Here is a 15,865-nt window from a genome sequence, read left to right as displayed (position 1 = left end):
CAAGATGGCTTTAGCCACCATTTAGCGTCTCGGAGGCATATCTGGCGAACAGACGGGGTACAGGGGCGTAAGCTCCCGTCACCTGAACGGGGGAAGATCAGCAAAAGGGGGCCATACCATGTCTGCAACACCTATCTACGACGACCTCCTGCGCGAGCTCGAAGGCATCGCACAGGAGGCCGGTCTGACCAGCTCGGAGCCCACTCCCGAGCCCGTCAAGTCGTAGGAAACTACTTCGGAGGCGCGATCAGCTCGGCGGGAACCGGCTGGTCCTTGCTGATCAGGTCGAACAGCTGAGACGCCTTCTCCTTGTTCCACTGCACGACCGAGCCCGCGCCGGGCACCGTCGGCGTGCCACCGACCGGCACCGTCCCGCTCGTCGCCTCGCTCATGTTGAGCGCGACGCTGGCCAGGTGCCACACGTGGTCGTCCTCGTTGACCGACACCGAACCGGACGCCGCGTTCATCAGCGGGATGACGCGGAACGGGTTCGCGAGGGTCGCCGGGCTCTTCACCTTCTCGAAGAGCGCCGACAGGAACTTCCGCTGGTTCTGCACGCGCTGCAGGTCGGCGGTCGCGAACGCGCGCGTCCGCACGAACCCGAGCGCCTGCGGCCCGTCGAGCTCCTGGCAGCCCGCGGGCAGGTCGATGCCGGCCAGCGGGTCCTTGATCGGCTGGTCGAGGCAGATGTCCACGCCACCGACCGCGTCGACCATGTCGGAGAACCCGCCGAAGCCGATCTCCATGTAGTGGTCGATCCGCACGCCGGTCGCGCCCTCGACGGTCTGCACGAGCATCTGCGGCCCGCCGAACGCGTAGGCCGCGTTGACCTTGTTGCGGCCGTTCTCCGGAATCGAGACGTAGGAGTCACGCGGAATCGACAGCAGCACTGGCTTGGCGGCGCTGTTGTCCGGCAGGTGCAACATCATGATGGTGTCGGTCCGCCGTCCGGCGGCGTCACCGGTGGCCAGCGCGTCCTTCTGCTCCTGCGTCAGGCCGTCCCGCGCGTCCGATCCGACGAGCAGCCAGGTGGTCCCCGGCGTCTCGGCGGGACGGCCCTCGTAGTCCGGCAGCGCGTTGATCCGCGTCAGCGTCGAGTCGACGTAGAACCCGAACCCGACGGCACCCAGAACCAGGACGAGCAGCAGCACCAGAATGACGCGTCCCGGACGCCTCTTCTTCCTCATCGGCCGCTGCGGCGGCATGGGACGCCGCGGCTGCTGGTAGCCGTGGTGGTACCCAGCGCTCATTTGTCGCCAACCCCGATCGCATCAGTTTCGCTTTGCAACTAGGGACGCCGTTCGTCCCCTTAGGTTGCGAGGAACCTACCGGGGTGGCAGCACCAACGCCTCGAAAAGGCGGTTCACCTCGGCCGACGGGTCGTCCGTCCAGCCCGTGTGCGCCGGTGACGTCTGCACGATCGTGCTGCGTGGCGCGGTCAGCCAGCGGAAGCGCTGCCCCACCGTCGTCCGGCTGACCGGACCGGCCTCGGCAGCGCCGTCGCACGAGTTCGTCAGGTGCTTCAGCGACGTTTCGAGCATCTCGACGTCGAGGTGCGGGTCCAGCACCCGCAGCCGCTCACCGTCCACATAGGTCTTCGCGCACAGGAAGCCCAGCGGCGCGCAGTAGACGATGACGCCGACGTTCATGAACTCGCCACGCTCCTGCCGCGGTACCGCCCGCAGCAGCGCGTACTCAAACACGTGCGGCACGCGCGGCCTCCAGCGAGTCGACCCAGCCGCGGTTGGTCAGGCGGTAGGTGAAGAAGTCGTGATAGCGCCGGCGCAGTTCCGCCGGATCGCCTTCCAGCCACTCGTCGGGAACGAGCGCGAGCACCTCGTCGAGCAGCTCCGGCGTGACCTTCGCGGCCAGCTCAGCGTCCACTTCGGACAACACGCCCGCGTTCGGCAGCATCGCGTGGTCCGACGAGTCGTACCGGTAGTCCTTGGTGGCCGGTCGTTCCTCGCTCCACGAGTAGTGGAAGTACAGGGCGGCACCGTGGTCGATCAGCCACGGTTCGCGGTGCCACAGCAGCATGTTCGGGTTGCGCCAGCTGCGGTCGACGTTGAGGACCAGCGCGTCGAACCACAGCAGCCTCGTCGCGAGCTCGGCGCCGGGGTCGCGCACGACCGGGTTGAAGTCGAACGAGCCGGGCAGGTAGTCGAGTCCGAGGTTGAGGCCTCCGCTGGCGCGCAGCAGTTCCTGGACCTCCTGGTCGGGTTCCGCGCGTGCCAGCTCCGGGTCCAGGTGCACCAGGACGATCTCGGGTATGCGGAAGCCGAGCCGCCGGGCCAGTTCGCCGACGACGATCTCGGCGACCAGGACCTTCACGCCCTGCCCCGCACCGCGGAACTTCACCACATACATACCCAGGTCGTCGGCCTCGACCAGCCCCGGCATCGAACCGCCCTCGCGGAACGGCGTCACGTACCGGGTGGCCGTGACCTCCCTCAGATGACTCACCCGCGCATGATCACACGAACGCCTGCCCGAAGCCGAGCCCAATACCGGCGTCTAGGAGGTCAACGCCCTGAAGTAGGCGGCCTGACCTGCCTTGTTCGGGTGGTAGGAGTCGGCGGTCGGATTGACCAGCGCGTTCATCCACGGCTCGGCCGCGCACACGCCGTGGTCCGCAAACGCTTCCCTCACGTCGACGTACCGCGCACCAGCGCGTCCGGCTGCCTGCGCGATGACTCCGGAGAGCTGGTCGGCAGCCTCGTTGAGCACCTGGCGTTTGGACTTGGAGAGCGTCCGGCACCCGTCGTTCGGGGTGAACAGCCGCGGATAGCCGAGCACGACGAGCTTGGCGTGCGGTGCCGCTTCCTTGATCGTGGCGTAGGCCGTGTCGAGCCGGGCAGGCAACTGCCCGTGGATGAAGTCCACCGCCGTGGCGACCCTCTTGGCACAGGCCCTGTCACCGCTCAGCGTGCAGGTCGTCAGTACGTCCACGAACCCGAGGTCGTTGCCGCCGATGGTGATAGTGACGAACGTGGTGTTCGCGGTCAGCGCCCGGAACTGGGACCTGAGCGACTTCGTGGTCGCCCCGCTGCACGCCACGAACTTGAACGACGGGAACTCCGTGCCCCGCAACGCCGGGTAGGCGTTCGAGCTGCGGCGGCACGAGCCGTCCACATAGGAACCGGCGCCCGCCCCGGACGCGTAGGAGTCGCCGAGTGCGACGTACTCCGGGGCGATCGGTGCGGGCGCCAGCAAAGCGACAGCGAGTACTCCAGCCAAAAGTCCCATAGGCCCGGAGTACCACTGTGGATGATCGACTTGAAGTGCGTTAACCCAGTCGTGTGGGCAGCACGCAGACCGGGATCGCGGTCTGCAGCGGCGTGCCGGACGGGGTCAGCTTGCCCGTGACCTTGTCGACCGCGAACGACGTGACGTTGTTCGAGTTCTGGTTGGCCGCGAACAGGAACGACCCGGTCGGGTCGAACGTGATGTGCCGCGGGTACTTGCCACCGGCCGCGGTGGTGCCGAGCATCGTCAGCCCGGAACCGCCGACCGCGAAGTGCGCGACGCTGTCGTGCCCGCGGTTCGACAGGTAGACGTACCTGCCGTCCGCCGAGACCAGCACCTCGGCCGGGTAGTTCGTCGGGCCTCCGGACGGCACGGTCTTCAGCACCTGGCCCGGCGTGAGTTTCCCGTTCGCGTAGGCGCAGGTCACGATGGTCGAGTCCAGCTCGTTCGCGACATACGCGGTCTTGCCGTCCGGATGGAACGCGATGTGCCGCGGTCCGGCTCCCGGCTTCACCCTGGCCTGCGAGACCTGGGTCAGCTTCCCGCCGGCGAACGAGTAGACGAACACCGAGTCCGCGCCGAGGTCGACCGCCGCCGCGTACCTGCCAGCCGGGTCGAACACGATGTGGTGCGCGTGCGGGCCTTCCTGGCGTTCCTTGTTCGGCCCGGACCCCTTGTGCTGCACCTTCTGCGTGCGCGCGCCGAGGCTGCCGTCCTTGTTGACCGGAAACACGCTGAGCGAGCCGGACGAGTAGTCGGCCGTGATCAGGTACTTCCCGGACGGGTCGAGCGTCAGGTGGCACGGGTCGGCGCCACCGGTGGCCTGCTTGTTGATCACCTTCCGCGTGACCGCGTTGATCGCGGTGACCTCACCCTTGGTGTTCTCGTTGACGGCGTAGAGGAACCTGCCGTCGCGCGACTCGATCACGAACGACGGGTTGACCACGCCGCTGATCACGCCGGTCGTCCTCAGCTGCCCGGACACGGTGTCGTAGGTGCCGATGCCGATGCCCTTGGCGCCACCGCTCCACGTCGTGTAGGCGCCGAAGAACACTCTCCGCGTGGCGGCAGCCGCCTCAGCGGTCCCTCCGGTCATCAGCAGTCCAGCTCCCACACCCATGGCTCCGAGAAAACGTCGCCGGTCCACACCCACGTCCGCACCTCCGGGATACTTTTGCGGCGGCGGCGCAGCCCACACTGGCCCAGACCACTACGGTCAGGCAATAGGTGCAATCAAGATTGCGTCTAGCGCAACGGGTCGTTGTTGACCAGCCGGGCCTTCTCGGCCTCGAGGTCGTAGGCCGGTGGCGGGAACTTCGGATCCATCTCGCGCAGGGTCTCCAGCAGCAGCCTGCTGATCGTCCAGTTCCGGTACCACTTGCGGTCGGACGGGATCGCGTACCAGGGCGTGTCACGGCAGTTCTTCAACGCCTGGGTGTACGCGTCCTGGTACTTGGACCACTTCGACCGGACGTCGATGTCGGCCGGGTTGTACTTCCAGTTCTTCCTCGGGTCGTCCAGGCGCGCGAGCAGCCGTTCCTTCTGGACCTCCGGCGAGATGTGCAGGAAGCACTTGACCATCGTGATGCCGGAGTCCGCGAGCTCCCGCTCGAACGTGTTGATCTCCTTGTAGCGCGTGCGCAGCTGCGCGGCGGTGATCAGGCGCTCGACCTTCGGCACGAGCACGTCCTCGTAGTGGGAGCGGTCGAACGCGCCGAGGCGGCCCTTCTCGGGCAGGACCCTGCGGATGCGCCAGAGGTAGTGGTGGCGCAGTTCGGCGGCGGTCGGTTTCTTGAACGACGCGATGCGCACGCCCTGCGGGTTCACCAGGCCCATGACGTGCCTGACCACGCCACCCTTGCCCGAGGTGTCCATGCCTTGCAGCACGAGCAGGACCGCGCGAGAGTTCTCCGCGTAGAGCGCCTCCTGCAGATCGTCCAGCTCGGCCCCGGTGGCGACCAGGTCCTCGGCCGCCTCCTTCTTGCTCTGGGGACCGATCGGGCGGCCGGCGGGGTCGAGGGTGGAGAGATCCACCTCATCGAGTCTCAGCGCGTCACGAACCGACTTCTTCGCCATCATGTGACCGTAGCGATTCACCGTCGATTCCGCCCGCTGTGCAAGCAAGAGCCACCGATTGGTGAATCTACGCAACAAACTGATGCAATGCGCAACGGTTGACGGTCGATATCGCTTGTCGACGCACCTAGCCTTGGAGGATGACCGCCATCGCTGAGCACAACACCACGGGAACCACGAATTTGGCGAGCGCGGACTTCGTCGCTCTCGACGAGGAGTGGAGCACGCACAACTACCACCCGCTGCCGGTGGTCATCTCGCACGGCGAGGGTTCGTGGGTCACCGACGTCGAAGGACGCCGCTACCTGGACTTCCTGTCCGGCTACTCGTCGCTGAACTTCGGGCACCGCCACCCCGCCCTGGTGGCCGCCGCCGTCGAGCAGCTCGGCCGCGTCACGCTGACCAGCCGCGCGTTCCACCACGACCAGTTCGGCCTGTTCTGCCGTGAGCTCGCCGCCCTGACCGGCACCGAGATGGTGCTCGCGATGAACTCCGGCGCCGAGGCCGTCGAGTCCGCGATCAAGGTCGCGCGCAAGTGGGCGTACCGGGTCAAGGGCGTGCCGGAGGGCACGGCGGAGATCATCGTCGCCGGGTCCAACTTCCACGGCCGCACCACGACGATCGTGTCGTTCTCGACCGACGAGACCGCGCGCAACGACTTCGGGCCGTTCACGCCCGGCTTCAAGGTCGTCAAGTACGGCGCGCTCGACGAGATCGAGTCCGCGATCTCCCCGCGCACGGCCGCCGTGCTGCTGGAGCCCATCCAGGGCGAGGCCGGCGTCGTCGTACCGCCCGCCGGGTACCTGGCCGGGATCCGCCGGCTGTGCGACCAGCACAACGTGCTGATGATCGCCGACGAGATCCAGTCCGGACTCGGCCGCACCGGCGAGCTGTTCGCTCTTGACCACGAGGGCGTGCGTGCCGACCTGTACACACTCGGCAAGGCGCTGGGCGGCGGCATCCTGCCGGTGTCCGCCGTGGTCGGGTCGCGTGCGGTGCTGGGCGTGCTGAAGCCCGGCGAGCACGGGTCGACGTTCGGCGGAAACCCGCTCGCGTGCGCAGTGGGGCGCGCGGTCGTGGGACTGCTGGCGACCGGTGAGTTCCAGCAGCGCTCGCGCGACCTGGGCGCGTACCTGCACGCCGAACTGAACAAGCTGGTCGGTCACGGCGTGGCCGAGGTGCGCGGGCGCGGGCTGTGGGCCGGCGTCGAGATCTCGCCCGGCGGCCCGGTGGGCCGTGCCGCGTCGGAGGCTCTGGCCACGCGCGGGGTGCTGTGCAAGGAGACGCACGCGTCGACGTTGCGCGTCGCGCCGCCGTTGGTCATCACGCGGGACGAGATCGACCTGGGCGTTCAGGCGATCGCGGAGGTCGTTCGTCCGGTTTAGGGTGATTTAGCTCGTAGGTAGGTCACAAATGCGGCGGACGAGCCACCTGGCTCGCCCGCCGCAGGCATGATGACTCTTATGGGTGAACGGGTTCGCGCTGAGGCTGCTGCGGCTCTGGGCCGTTGGGTTGAGCCTGAAGAGGTCTACACCCAGGGACGCGCACTGAAGTCCTCAGTGGACTTCAAGGCGCACCGCGCGATGTCGCTGGCCCGGTCGCGCCCGTCCGTGCTGGAGTTCATGCGCGCGAGCAACGCGGGCCGGCTGGAGCACCTGGTCCCGTTGCGGGTCGGCCGGATGCTCGAGAACCCGTTCGCGTTCTTCCGCGGTGCGGCCGGACTGCAGGCGGGCGATCTCGCGGCCGGCTGCTCGACGGGCCTTCACGCTCAGCTGTGCGGTGATGCACACGCAGCGAACTTCGGCCTCTACGGCACGCCCGAGGGCCAGATCGTCATGGACATCAACGACTTCGACGAGACGCTGCCCGGACCGTGGGAGTGGGACCTCAAGCGGCTCGTCGCCTCGCTGGTGCTGGCCGGACGCGTCGGCGGCGTGTCGGACAAGGGCTGCCGCGACGCCGCCGAGGACGCCGTGAGCGCGTACCGGGGCACGATCCGCCACCTCGCGGAGATGCCGTTCCTGGACTCCTGGACCGCGCTGGGGGACGAGTCGACGCTGTCGAAGGTGAAGGCCGACGACCTGATCAACGACTTCTCCAAGGCAGCCGAGAAGTCGCGCAAGAACACCAGCGCGAAGTTCGCCGCCAAGTGGACCGCGCACGACGGCGAGAAGTGGCGGTTCATCACGAACCCGCCGACGTTCACCGAGGCCACTCCCCCGACCGCCCAGGCCGTGATCGCCGCGCTGCCGTCCTACGTGGACACCCTGCGTGAGTCGCGGACCAACCTGATCATGCGCTACGGCGTGTCGGACGTGGCGTTCCGCGTGGTCGGCACCGGCAGCGTCGGCCTGCGCAACTACCTGATCCTGTTGCACGGCAACGGCTCCGAGGCACTGGTGCTGCAGGCCAAGGAGGCCAGGCCGTCCGCGCTGCAGCCGTTCCTGGACGTCGAGCCCGCCAAGCACGAGGGCAGGCGGATCGTGCACGGCGCGCGGCTCGTGCAGGCGGAGACCGACATCCTGCTGGGCTGGACGACGATCGAGGGCCGGCATTTCATCGTGCGGCAGTTCCGCAACCGCAAGGGCGAGATCGACGCGACCACGCTGAAGCGCGACGACCTCGACGACTACGGCCGCCTCGCGGGCGCCCTGCTGGCCCGCGCGCACACCCGTTCCCTGGACCCGCGACTGCTGGCCGGCTACTTCCAGGACGGCGACGACCTGGACGACGCGTTCGCCAAGTACGCGTTCGACTACGCCGACCAGACCGAGGCGGACCACGAGGAACTGACCACGCTGGTCAAGAACGGGAAGCTGCCCGCGACCGCCGAGGACCGCTGACCCGCCCGCACACCGGTGTTGACCTAGCCTGGCGGTATGAAGATCCGCCGCGCCGCCTCCACCGACGACGTGTTCGCCGCCGCGCACCTGTTCGACGCGCCGCCGCGGCCGGACGCGACCGCCCGGTTCCTGGCGCAGGATCACAGCCATCTGCTGATCGCCTACATCGGCGACCAGCCCGCCGGTTTCGTCTCCGGGGTGGAGACCACGCATCCGGACAAGGGCACCGAGATGTTCCTCTACGAACTGGGCGTGGACGACGCGTTCCTGCGCCGCGGCATCGGCACCGCGTTGGTCGAGGCGCTGAAAGCACTTGCGGTGGAACGGGCCTGCTACGCGATGTGGACCGGCGCCGCCGCGGAGGACACGGCGGCGCAGGCCACCTACCGGAAGGCGGGCGGGTCGATCGACGACGGCGCCTTCGTGTCCTGGCAGTTCTAGTTCCAGACCGGTTCGTCCACTTCGGACACCTTGCCGTCCGCCCGGAAGTGCAGGAACCGGTCGAACGACTTCGCGAACCACCTGTCGTGCGTGACCGCGACGACCGTGCCCTCGAAGTCGTTCAGCGCGTTCTGCAACGCCTCCGCCGAGGCCAGGTCGAGGTTGTCCGTCGGCTCGTCGAGCAGCAGCAACGTGGCGCCGGACAGCTCCAGCAGCAGGATCTGGAACCGCGCCTGCTGCCCGCCCGAGAGGTTCTCGAACCGCTGGTCACCCGCCTGGTGCAGGCCGTAGCGCTGCAGCACCGACATCGCCGCGCCCCGGTCCTTGCCGGCGCGCTGGCCCTCGCCGTGCCAGAGGATGTCGACGAGCGTGCGGCCCAGCCACTCCGGGTGCTCGTGCGTCTGCGCGAACAGGCCCGCCACGACCCGTGCGCCGAGCTTCCACCTGCCGGTGGTCCTCACCTCGTCGCCGCCGAGCAGCCGCAGGAAGTGGCTCTTGCCGGAGCCGTTCGCGCCCAGCACCGCGACCCGGTCGCCGAAGAAGATCTCCTGCGAGAACGGCTTCATCAGCCCGGTCAGCTCCAGCTCCTCGCACGTGATCGCGCGGATGCCGGTGCGGCCGCCCTTCAGGCGCGGGTTGACCTTCTCGTCCTGAGGGATCTCCGGCGGCGGGCCCGCCTGCTCGTACCGTTCGAGGCGCGCGGCCATGACCCGGTACTTCTGAGCCATCACCTCGGAGGACTTGGCCAGCTGCTGGAGCGTGCGGACGAGGTCCTTGAGCCGCTCGTGCTCTTCGTTCCAACGCCGGTGATCTTCCAGCAGCCTGTCGATGCGTTTCGCTCGCGCGCCGTGCCACGTCCCGAACGAGCCTGCGTGCGTCCACGTGGAATGCGCCTCGACGGTGACGACGTGCGTCGCGGCGGTGGCCAGCAGCTCACGGTCGTGGCTGACGACGAGAACGGCCTTGTCGGTGGCCCGCAGGCGTTCCTCCAGCCAGCGCTTGCCGGGGACGTCGAGGTAGTTGTCGGGCTCGTCGAGCAGCAGGACCTGCTCGTGGCCGCGCAGCAGGGTCTCCAGGACCAGCCGCTTCTGCTCGCCACCGGAGAGTGTGCGGACCTCGCGGAACCGGGCCCGGTCATAGGGCAGGCCGAGGGCTGCGACGGTGACGGTGTCCCAGAGGACCTCGATGTCGTACCCGCCTGCCTCGCCGTAGCCGGAGAGGGCGTTCGCGTACCGCATCTGGGCGGGTTCGTCGTCGGTGTCCATCAACGCGAGCTCGGCGTCGTCGAGCTCCTTGGCCGCATTCCGCAACGCCTCGGGGGCGACCGAGAGCAACAGGTCGCGCACGAGCGAGTCGTCGCGGACGGAGCCGATGAACTGCGGCATCACCGCGAGCCCGCCCTGTACGTGCACGCTGCCCTGCTTCGGGGTGAGCTCCCCCGACAGGATCCGTTGCAGCGTCGTCTTGCCGGCACCGTTCGCGCCGACGAGCGCGACCACGGTCCCGCCGCTCACCTTGAACGAGACGTCGCGGAACAGCTCCCTGCCGTCAGGCAGGGCGTACGCGAGACCGTTCGCTTCCAGATAACCCACGCCCGAGATGTTCGGGGTCGCCGGTCAGGAACGCCAGCGAGTTTCCGGTCACCGCAGGCGGAGCGGGTACCTCCGGAACACCACCGCACCGGCGGTGACCACGAGGCACTGGAAGGCGGCGCCGAACGCACCGATCACCGTCAGCAGCACCGTGAGACCGCCGAAGACGAACAGGAGGGAGTAGAACAACCAGGGACGCACCTGGCGGTTCATCGTGCGGGCGAGTCTCGGCTCGTCCGCGAGCAGCCGCTGTTCGATCTCCTCGAGCGAGCGGCGTTCGGCTTCACTCAGCATCAGTGCCTCCGCAGGACGTCGGGACGTCATCATTCCCGCCCGCCACCCAGTGGATACTCGAACGCCGCCGGAGTCAAACCCGAGAAAGCGCGACCAATCGGCTGACAGCCCGCAGGTACTTCTTGCGGTAGCCGCCGCGCAGCATCTCCTCGGTGAACAGCTCCGAGAGCGGCTGCCCCGAGACCGCCACCGGGATGTCGCGGTCGTAGAGCCGGTCGCCGAACGCCACGAGCCTCAGCCCGACGCTCTGGTCGGGCGCGGCCTTGACGTCCTTCAGATGCACCGCGGTGACGCCGTCGAGCAACCGCCCGTACTTCGACGGGTGGATGCGGGCGAGCGCCTTGCAGAGGTCGTCGAAGTCGTCGAGGGTCGAGCCTGCGGTGTTAGAGGCTCTAACGATCAGATCAGTGTCTGACATCGGTGACGGCGCTGCCGGCAGGCCGCGGTGGCGGTAGTCGGGGCCGTCGACGCGCACGACGTCGAACTTCGAGGACATCGACTGGATCTCGCGCAGGAAGTCGGCGGCGGCGAACCGCCCCTCGCCGAGCTTGTCCGGCAGCGTGTTCGAGGTCGCCGCGACGTGCACACCGGCCGCGATCAGTTCCTTGATCAGGCGCGTGACGAGCATCGTGTCGCCGGGGTCGTCGAGCTCGAACTCGTCGATGGCGAGCAGCTTGTGCCCCGACAGCCGCTTCACGGCCTCCGGGAACGTCAGGACGCCGACCATGTTCGTCAGCTCGACGAACGTGCCGTACGCCTTCGGGCCGGGCACGGCGTGCCAGAGCGAAGCGAGCAGGTGGGTCTTGCCGACGCCGAAGCCGCCGTCGAGGTAGAGACCGAGCTTGCCCTCGTCCTCGTCCCTGGACCCGAACAGCGACCACTTCTTGCGGCGCACGCTGACCCGTGCGGCGAACAGGCGGCCCGCCTCCACCGCGGCGGCCTGCGAGGGCTCGTCCGGGTTCGGAATGTAGGTGTCGAAGCTGACCGAGCCGAACCTCGGTGGGGGGACCAGGCCCTCGATCAGTTCGTCGGCACCGATCTGGGGATCCCGGTCGGACAAGCGCATGCCCGCACCTTAATGGCGTGATGGGATGGCTCGGTGGAGATGTTGTGGCCCTCACCGGGCGTTGAGATGACCGACACAGCCCTCGAGTCGCTGTACGGGTATCCCGCCGGCCGCACCTGGGTGACCGCGAACTTCGTCTCCAGCGTGGACGGCGCGGTGTCGGTCGACGGCCGGTCCGCCGGGCTGGGCTCACCCGCGGACCGGCGGATCTACCTGCTCGGGCGCGAACTCGCCGACGTCGTGCTGGTGGGCTCGGCGACCGTGCTGGCCGAGGGGTACCGGGGTGCGAAACGCGCCAGGCCGTTGCCGATCGCCGTGGTGACGGCCCGCGGGTCGCTGACGCCGGACCTGCCGCTGTTCACCGACACCGCCGTGCCGCCGATCGTGATCACCACCGAGGCCGCCCGGATGCCCGCGCTGCCCGCCGACGTGATCATCGCCGGCGAGACCGAGGTGGACCTGGACGTCGCGGTCGCCGCACTCGCGGCACGGGGACTGCACCGGATCGACCTGGAGGGCGGGCCGCGGTTGTTCGGGTCGATGGTGGCCGCCGGCCTGGTGGACGCGCTGAACCTGACGGTGGCACCTCTGCTCGCGGTGGGCGACGCGTCGCGGATCGCGCACGGTCCGGTGGTCCCGCCGGTGGATCTCGCGCTGGCGTCGGTGCTGCGCGCGGACGACGTGCTGTTGCTGCGGTACCAGCGGCGCGATTCCAGCTGACGAGGCAGGATGTGCGCGTGGACCTACCGCTGACACCGCCGCTGCAGCCGATGCTCGCCACCGCGGTGGACGGGATCCCGGACGACGCGAACCTGTTCTTCGAACCGAAGTGGGACGGGTTCCGCTGCGTGGTGTTCCGCTCCGGTGACGAGGTGCTGCTGCAGTCGCGCAGCGGCAAGCCGCTCAACCGCTACTTCCCCGAGGTCGTCGCCTCGATGCTGGACGTGCTGCCGGACCGGGTGGTCGTCGACGGCGAGCTGGTGGTCGCGAAGAACGACGAGCTGGACTTCGACGCGTTGTCCGAGCGCATCCACCCGGCCGCCTCGCGGGTGACGATGCTGGCGGAGTCGACGCCGGCCACGTTCGTCGCCTTCGACCTGCTCGCACTGGGGTCGGAGGTGCTGCTGGAGTCACCGACGATCGCGCGGCGCGAGGCGTTGCTGCAGCTGCCGGGGCTGAACGTGACGCCCGCGACGACGTCCGTCGAGACGGCGCGGCAGTGGTTCACGCTGTTCGAGGGCGCCGGGCTGGACGGCGTGATGGGCAAGCCGTCGGACGGCCCGTACACGCCGGGCAAGCGTTCGATGATCAAGGTGAAGCACGCCCGCACCGCCGACGTCGTGCTCGCCGGGTTGCGCTGGCACAAGGACACCGAGCCTGGCACGGCGGTCGGCTCGTTGCTGCTCGGTGTCTACGACTCGGACGACCTGCTGCACCACATCGGCGTCTGCGGTTCGTTCAAGGCCGCCGAACGCCGTGAGCTCGCGGCCGAGCTGGCGCCGTTGATCACCACGGGAGATCACCCGTGGGCGAATCCCGTTCCGGGCCAGCGGATTCCCGGCGAGATCAACCGGTGGCGCGGCAAGCAGGCCGAGTACGTGGCACTGCGTCCCGAGCGGGTGCTGGAGATCCACTACACGCAGACCGAGGGCGAGCATCCGGTGCGGCTGCGGCACAACGGCCAGTTCGCGCGGTGGCGGCCCGATCGCGAGCCGTTGTCGTGCCGCTACGACCAGCTGGAGATCCCGGCCCGTTACGACGTGGCGTCCGTTCTGAAGGGTGAGCTCCGGGCTCGTTAGACGTCCGGCCTGGCCGATCGCGTCGCACCGATCGACGCGATCACGACACAGCAGACGGCGGCCCACTGCGCCGCCTTGAGGTGCTCGCCGAGCAGCACCAGGCCCGCGACCGCGGCGACCGCCGGTTCCATCGACATAAGGATCCCGAACACGCGCGGCGGCATGCGGCGCAACGCCTCCAGCTCCAGCGAGTACGGGATGACCGACGACATCAGCGCGACCGCGAACCCCGCCGCGAGCACCAGCGGGTCGAGCATCGCCGTGCCGGCCGAGCCGACGCCGAACGGCAGCGCGATCACCGCCCCGACCACCATCGCGAGCGCGAGGCCCTTGCCGTCAGTCGTCTGGCTGCCGAGCTTGGCCGTCACCAGGATGTACGCCGCCCAGCACGCGCCAGCGGCCAGTGCGAACAGCACGCCCGTCCACAACAGACCGCCCTGCACGCCTGTGAGCAGCACCACGCCGGCGGCCGCGAGCAACACCCACACGCCGTCGATCCAGCGCCGTGAGCCCGCGACGGCCACCGCGAGCGGCCCGAGGAACTCGATCGTGACGGCCGCGCCGAGCGGGATGCGGTCGAGCGCCGCGTAGAAACAGAGGTTCATCGCCGCGAGCACCGCGCCGTAAGTGGCGACGGTGACGAGCGTGCGGCGGTCGAGCCTGATGGACGGGCGCCAGATCACGACCAGCACCAGTGCGGCCATGACCAGGCGCAACGTCACCGTGCCCGCCGAACCCGCGACTGTGAACAGCTGCTTCGCGAACGCGGCGCCGACCTGCACGCTGACGATGCCGAGGAGGACGAGCGCCGTCGGCGGGATGCCGCCCATGAGACGAGCGGCGGGAAGCCGATCAGCGTGAGCCATGCACCCATCCTGACTCACTGGATTCTCACCTGTGCCGTGCGAGGCTCAGCTTCCCGGAGTGTGAACGAGAGTGAGGACATCTGTGCGTCGCGCTGCCTTGGCCCTACTGGCAGTGAGCGTGCTGACGGCGTGCAGCGCGGGGCCCTCGAACAGGCCGGTGATCGCGGTCAAGGGCGAGGGCGACCAGCCCGTCGATCAGAGCACGCTCGCCGGGCCGCAGCCAGTGCCCCCGCTGGGCGAGTACAAGACCGACTCGCTGCCGTGGTCGCCGTGCAACGAGCAGATGAAGGACCGCTTCGGCGCCGACGCCCCGCAGGGCGACCAGACCTACGAATGCGCGCGCATGACCACCGTGCTCGACCCGCCGGGACGCCCCGGCCGCGGCACGATCGGCATCGCGTTGACGCGCGTCGGCACCGGCAAGAGCGCGCTGGTAGTGGTCAACGACCCCGGCGGCGAGCCCGGCACGCTGAAGGCCGCGCGGCTCGCGGCGGCGTTGCCGAAGGACATCCTCAGCACGTTCACGATCATCGGCATGGACCGGCGCGGCACGGGCCGTTCGGACGGCCTGTCGTGCGTTCCGCAGTCCACGCGCGCGCAGCTCGTCGAGTACGACCCGGCCGAGACCGAGCAGTCGAACCTCGTGGTCGCCGCGGGCGAGGCGTCGCAGGAATGCGTCCTCGACCTCGAAGGCCGGCTGACCGCGTACGACTCGTGGCGCGCGGCCGCCGACCTCGAACGCCTCCGCGACTACCTGGGCACCGACCGCCTCAACGCCATCGGCCTGGGCGAGGGCTCGCGCGTCGTCACGACCTACGCCCAGCGCTACCCGAACCGCATCGGCCGCACCGTCCTCGACGGCGCCCCGGACCCGGCACTCGACCAGGTGGGCGTCCTCGAGTCCCGTGCCGTCGCGGCGGAGGCGACGTTCGACGCGTTCTCCCGCGACTGCAAGACCCGGGGCTGCGCACTCGCGAACCCCCGCGAGGACGTCACGGCACTCCTGACCCAGCTGCGAACCGGCCGCGTGCGCGGCGAGTACGTCGACCTGACCCCCGGCTCGGCCCTGAACGCGATCCTGGCGGGCCTGACCGACCGAGCCCGCTGGCCCGCGCTCGCCGACGCCGTGGCGAAGGCCCGCACCGGCGACAGCACGGGCCTGTTCGCCCTGCTCGAACCGCTGGTCAACGACCTGGACGAGAACCCGCCGCGCTTCGACGCGGGCCTGATCATCGGCTGCAACGACACCGCCACCCGCATCCCACCGGATCGAGTGAAGGCCCTCACCGCCGACTGGCAGTCGAAGCACGCGATGTTCGGCGCCGTGTTCGCCCGCATGCTGCTGCACTGCAACCCGTTCCCGCCGCCCAAGGCCGAGAAGGTGGACGCCCTGAAGAGCGCGCCGCCGATCGTGGTCCTGAGCACGGCCAACGACCTCTCCACGCCCGCGCCCGGCACCGAGCACACCGCGCAACGGCTGCCGGGGTCGGCGTTGATCGGGTGGCAGGGCAGCGGCCATGGCGCGCTCACCCTGTCGGGGTGCGCGACCACGGCGGTGCGCGACTACCTGATCGACGCGAAGGTGCCGTCGAACGGCACCGTCTGCCCGCCCTGATCGGGCCGCGCGGACAGGGAGCATTCG

General features: G+C 69.1%; 16 protein-coding genes. 6 read left to right on the top strand and 10 right to left on the bottom strand.

The features are described from left to right. Positions 1 to 230: 230 nt before the first annotated feature. The 6 genes from BLR21_RS35820 to BLR21_RS35795 form a co-directional block, all read right to left on the bottom strand. Positions 231 to 1,250, bottom strand: coding sequence for an LCP family protein (locus BLR21_RS35820; RefSeq protein WP_090013529.1), 1,020 nt, complete (start codon positions 1,248 to 1,250; stop codon positions 231 to 233). 75 nt (positions 1,251 to 1,325) lie between these two features. Then, positions 1,326 to 1,712: a DUF3037 domain-containing protein gene (locus BLR21_RS35815; RefSeq protein WP_090013526.1), complete on the bottom strand. Its 387-nt coding sequence runs from the start codon at positions 1,710 to 1,712 to the stop codon at positions 1,326 to 1,328. Next, positions 1,696 to 2,463 carry a HipA family kinase gene (locus BLR21_RS35810; protein WP_090013524.1) on the bottom strand — a complete coding sequence of 256 codons (768 nt, stop codon included), beginning with the start codon at positions 2,461 to 2,463 and terminating at the stop codon, positions 1,696 to 1,698. The genes BLR21_RS35815 and BLR21_RS35810 overlap by 17 nt, the downstream gene beginning before the upstream one ends. 51 nt (positions 2,464 to 2,514) lie before the next feature. After that, the gene (locus BLR21_RS35805) at positions 2,515 to 3,246 is read right to left on the bottom strand and encodes an SGNH/GDSL hydrolase family protein (protein WP_090013521.1); all 732 of its coding nucleotides are present in this window, start codon (positions 3,244 to 3,246) and stop codon (positions 2,515 to 2,517) included. Positions 3,247 to 3,286: 40 nt separating this feature from the next. After that, positions 3,287 to 4,366, bottom strand: coding sequence for a lactonase family protein (locus tag BLR21_RS35800; protein WP_256335147.1), 1,080 nt, complete (start codon positions 4,364 to 4,366; stop codon positions 3,287 to 3,289). 125 nt (positions 4,367 to 4,491) lie between these two features. Next, positions 4,492 to 5,322, bottom strand: a complete 831-nt coding sequence (locus tag BLR21_RS35795) for a PPK2 family polyphosphate kinase (RefSeq protein ID WP_090013601.1) — start codon at positions 5,320 to 5,322, stop codon at positions 4,492 to 4,494. A 140-nt stretch (positions 5,323 to 5,462) separates the two neighbouring features. Here BLR21_RS35795 and rocD point away from each other — a divergent pair, with 140 nt between their 5' ends. The 3 genes from rocD (at position 5,463) to BLR21_RS35780 (ending at position 8,606) form a co-directional block, all read left to right on the top strand. Continuing rightward, positions 5,463 to 6,707, top strand: coding sequence for an ornithine--oxo-acid transaminase (rocD, locus tag BLR21_RS35790; RefSeq protein WP_090013518.1), 1,245 nt, complete (start codon positions 5,463 to 5,465; stop codon positions 6,705 to 6,707). A 78-nt stretch (positions 6,708 to 6,785) separates the two neighbouring features. Further along, on the top strand, positions 6,786 to 8,165 hold the full coding sequence (locus BLR21_RS35785) for a DUF2252 domain-containing protein (protein WP_090013516.1): 1,380 nt from the start codon (positions 6,786 to 6,788) through the stop codon (positions 8,163 to 8,165). Between the two features lie 36 nt (positions 8,166 to 8,201). Beyond that, positions 8,202 to 8,606 (top strand): GNAT family N-acetyltransferase, encoded by a 405-nt coding sequence (locus BLR21_RS35780; RefSeq protein WP_090013513.1) that lies wholly within the window; start codon positions 8,202 to 8,204, stop codon positions 8,604 to 8,606. Here the strand turns inward: BLR21_RS35780 and BLR21_RS35775 are convergent. From BLR21_RS35775 to zapE, 3 genes are all read right to left on the bottom strand, one after another. Continuing rightward, complete coding sequence (locus BLR21_RS35775; protein ID WP_090013511.1) at positions 8,603 to 10,198, bottom strand: ABC-F family ATP-binding cassette domain-containing protein; 1,596 nt, start codon at positions 10,196 to 10,198, stop codon at positions 8,603 to 8,605. The two genes, BLR21_RS35780 and BLR21_RS35775, sit on opposite strands and share 4 nt — an antisense overlap. A gap of 48 nt (positions 10,199 to 10,246) precedes the next feature. Continuing rightward, a complete protein-coding gene (locus tag BLR21_RS35770; RefSeq protein ID WP_176929939.1) occupies positions 10,247 to 10,492 on the bottom strand; it encodes a DUF3040 domain-containing protein in 246 nt (81 codons plus the stop codon). Positions 10,493 to 10,565: 73 nt separating this feature from the next. Then, a complete protein-coding gene (gene zapE, locus BLR21_RS35765; RefSeq protein WP_090013506.1) occupies positions 10,566 to 11,558 on the bottom strand; it encodes a cell division protein ZapE in 993 nt (330 codons plus the stop codon). Positions 11,559 to 11,624: 66 nt separating this feature from the next. Here zapE and BLR21_RS35760 point away from each other — a divergent pair, with 66 nt between their 5' ends. Continuing rightward, positions 11,625 to 12,278: a dihydrofolate reductase family protein gene (locus tag BLR21_RS35760; protein WP_256335146.1), complete on the top strand. Its 654-nt coding sequence runs from the start codon at positions 11,625 to 11,627 to the stop codon at positions 12,276 to 12,278. Between the two features lie 17 nt (positions 12,279 to 12,295). Beyond that, positions 12,296 to 13,357: an ATP-dependent DNA ligase gene (locus tag BLR21_RS35755; protein WP_090013501.1), complete on the top strand. Its 1,062-nt coding sequence runs from the start codon at positions 12,296 to 12,298 to the stop codon at positions 13,355 to 13,357. Here the strand turns inward: BLR21_RS35755 and BLR21_RS35750 are convergent. Beyond that, complete coding sequence (locus BLR21_RS35750) at positions 13,354 to 14,223, bottom strand: EamA family transporter (RefSeq protein ID WP_090013498.1); 870 nt, start codon at positions 14,221 to 14,223, stop codon at positions 13,354 to 13,356. The genes BLR21_RS35755 and BLR21_RS35750 overlap by 4 nt on opposite strands. Before the next feature lie 112 nt (positions 14,224 to 14,335). On the opposite strand from BLR21_RS35750, the gene BLR21_RS35745 reads away from it, so the two are divergent. Further along, positions 14,336 to 15,838, top strand: coding sequence for an alpha/beta hydrolase (locus tag BLR21_RS35745; RefSeq protein ID WP_256335145.1), 1,503 nt, complete (start codon positions 14,336 to 14,338; stop codon positions 15,836 to 15,838). Positions 15,839 to 15,865: the final 27 nt, after the last annotated feature.

The sequence above is a fragment of the Lentzea albidocapillata subsp. violacea genome, assembly GCF_900100275.1.
GTDB lineage: Bacteria > Actinomycetota > Actinomycetes > Mycobacteriales > Pseudonocardiaceae > Lentzea > Lentzea violacea.
Note: the sequence above shows the minus strand (reverse complement) of the source record. Positions and strands in the feature narration are given on the sequence as shown.